Origin of the sequence: Mesorhizobium sp. M7A.F.Ca.CA.004.06.1.1 (assembly GCF_003999135.1) — a bacterium.
In the GTDB taxonomy this organism is placed as follows: domain Bacteria; phylum Pseudomonadota; class Alphaproteobacteria; order Rhizobiales; family Rhizobiaceae; genus Mesorhizobium.
In genome coordinates this window covers 1-1,689 of record NZ_RZPQ01001009.1, presented here as the reverse complement: position 1 = coordinate 1,689, position 1,689 = coordinate 1, and the positions used below count along the sequence as shown (strand labels likewise).

Here is a 1,689-nt window from a genome sequence, read left to right as displayed (position 1 = left end):
ATGAAGGGCCGTTCGATCGCATCGTTGCATGGGCGTCCTTCGACAGCCTGCCGCGTTTCCTGCTCGACCAATTGTCGAGCGGCGGCATCGTCATCGCGCCGATCGGCCCCGAAGAGGGCGAACAGGTGCTGGCCAAGCTGACCAAGGTCGGCAGCCGCTTCGAGCGTGAAGACATCGGCCTCGTTCGCCTGCAGCCGATCCTGCGCGGTGTCGCCGCTATCATCTAGCGCGCATGTCGATGTTCAGGCCGCGCCGCGTCGGGTGCGTCTTCGACCCCGGCCGGCATGACCTGAAAATCTCCCCTGGGCTCGCTCTCTAATATTTTAAGAAAAATTGCGCCGGATTCCATGGGGTTAACCGTCGAGTAACATTAACGCGCTTTAATCATGCCTAGTTTGTACCGGGTATGTGCGGGTTAGTGCGATGCAACTCAGTGTTTTGAAGACAAGCGGTCGCAATCTGGCGCGAGGCTGCGCCATACTGATGGTCGCGGGTGCTGCTGCGGGGTGCAGTTCCCAAGTTTCGCGGTTCAATGGCGTCGACGACGTCTTTACATCCTCGACCAACAATCAGCGCACCATCATCAACAAGCAGGATGCCGTACAGCAGCCTTATCCGGGCGATGTCGCCGCCGCTCCGATCGATGGCAGCCATACACAGTCGGTCAGCCGCTCCAGCCTCGATCCGGTCTCGACGCGGCCGCTGCCTCCGCCCGTTGCCCAGGCTCCCGAAGTGGCGCCGGTATCGAAGCCGGTGCGCACCGCATTGGCTCCCGCACCGCATGTCGACAGGACCACGACCGGCACCGTCGCCCCGGTGGCATCGCCTTTCAAGGTTTCGCAACCTGACGAACCCCGCGTGGCTGCTTCCGGCACTCCGCATGCAACCGAGATCGTCGTCAGGGACGGCGAAACGATCGGCGGCCTGGCGCAGCGCTACAAGGTGCCGTCCGACGTGATCATGAAGGTCAACGGGCTGAGCGCGACCAAGGGGCTGAAGACCGGCCAGAAGCTGGTCATCCCGGCCTACGCCTATTCGAGCAAGAGCGAGCCGAAGCTCGCGGATGCCAAGCCGGCGAAAGACACCAAGCACAACCTGCCGGCCACTGCGCCGGACAAAGTCGCCGTCCTGCCGCAGCAGCCGAAGCCTAGGGAGGGCAAATCCACCGCTCAGGTCGATACGTCGGCCGCCGCGAGCCAGCCCAAGGAGCCCAAGCCGCAGGTAGCCGCGGCCAAGGCGACCAATGCAGCTGGCACCTATACGGTTCAGTCGGGCGACACGCTTTCCTCGATTGCCAGGAAAACCGGTGTCGGAGTCGTTGCCATCAAGCAGGCCAACGGCATGCAGGATGGCTTGCTCAAGATCGGCCAGACCCTGAAGGTGCCGGCGGGTGGAACCGCGACCGTCGCCGCCGCCAAACCGGCCAAGGTCGATCCGGTGACGACGGCCACGACGCAGCCCGCGGCAAAGACCACGCCGTCGGAAACGCTGGCGTCCTACACGCCGCCGAAGAAGGATTCGAAGGTCATCCAGCAGGCCGAGGCCGACGATGCCGTCGCGCCTGACGCCACCGGCATCGGCAAGATGCGCTGGCCGGTGCGCGGTCGCGTGATCTCCGGTTTCGGCTCCGGCAAAGACGGCGTCGACATCGCCGTGCCCTCGGGCACACCGGTCAAGGCAGCCGAGAAC

1 protein-coding gene and 1 pseudogene are annotated in these 1,689 nt (G+C 64.2%); both read left to right on the top strand.

What is annotated here, in order from left to right; all coding sequences use genetic code 11:
* Positions 1 to 227, top strand: a pseudogene (gene pcm / locus EN906_RS33245) (protein-L-isoaspartate O-methyltransferase); the annotation flags it as partial.
* A gap of 196 nt (positions 228 to 423) precedes the next feature.
* Positions 424 to 1,689: LysM peptidoglycan-binding domain-containing protein (locus tag EN906_RS33240; RefSeq protein ID WP_127375727.1), on the top strand; the 1,266-nt coding region annotated here is incomplete at its 3' end.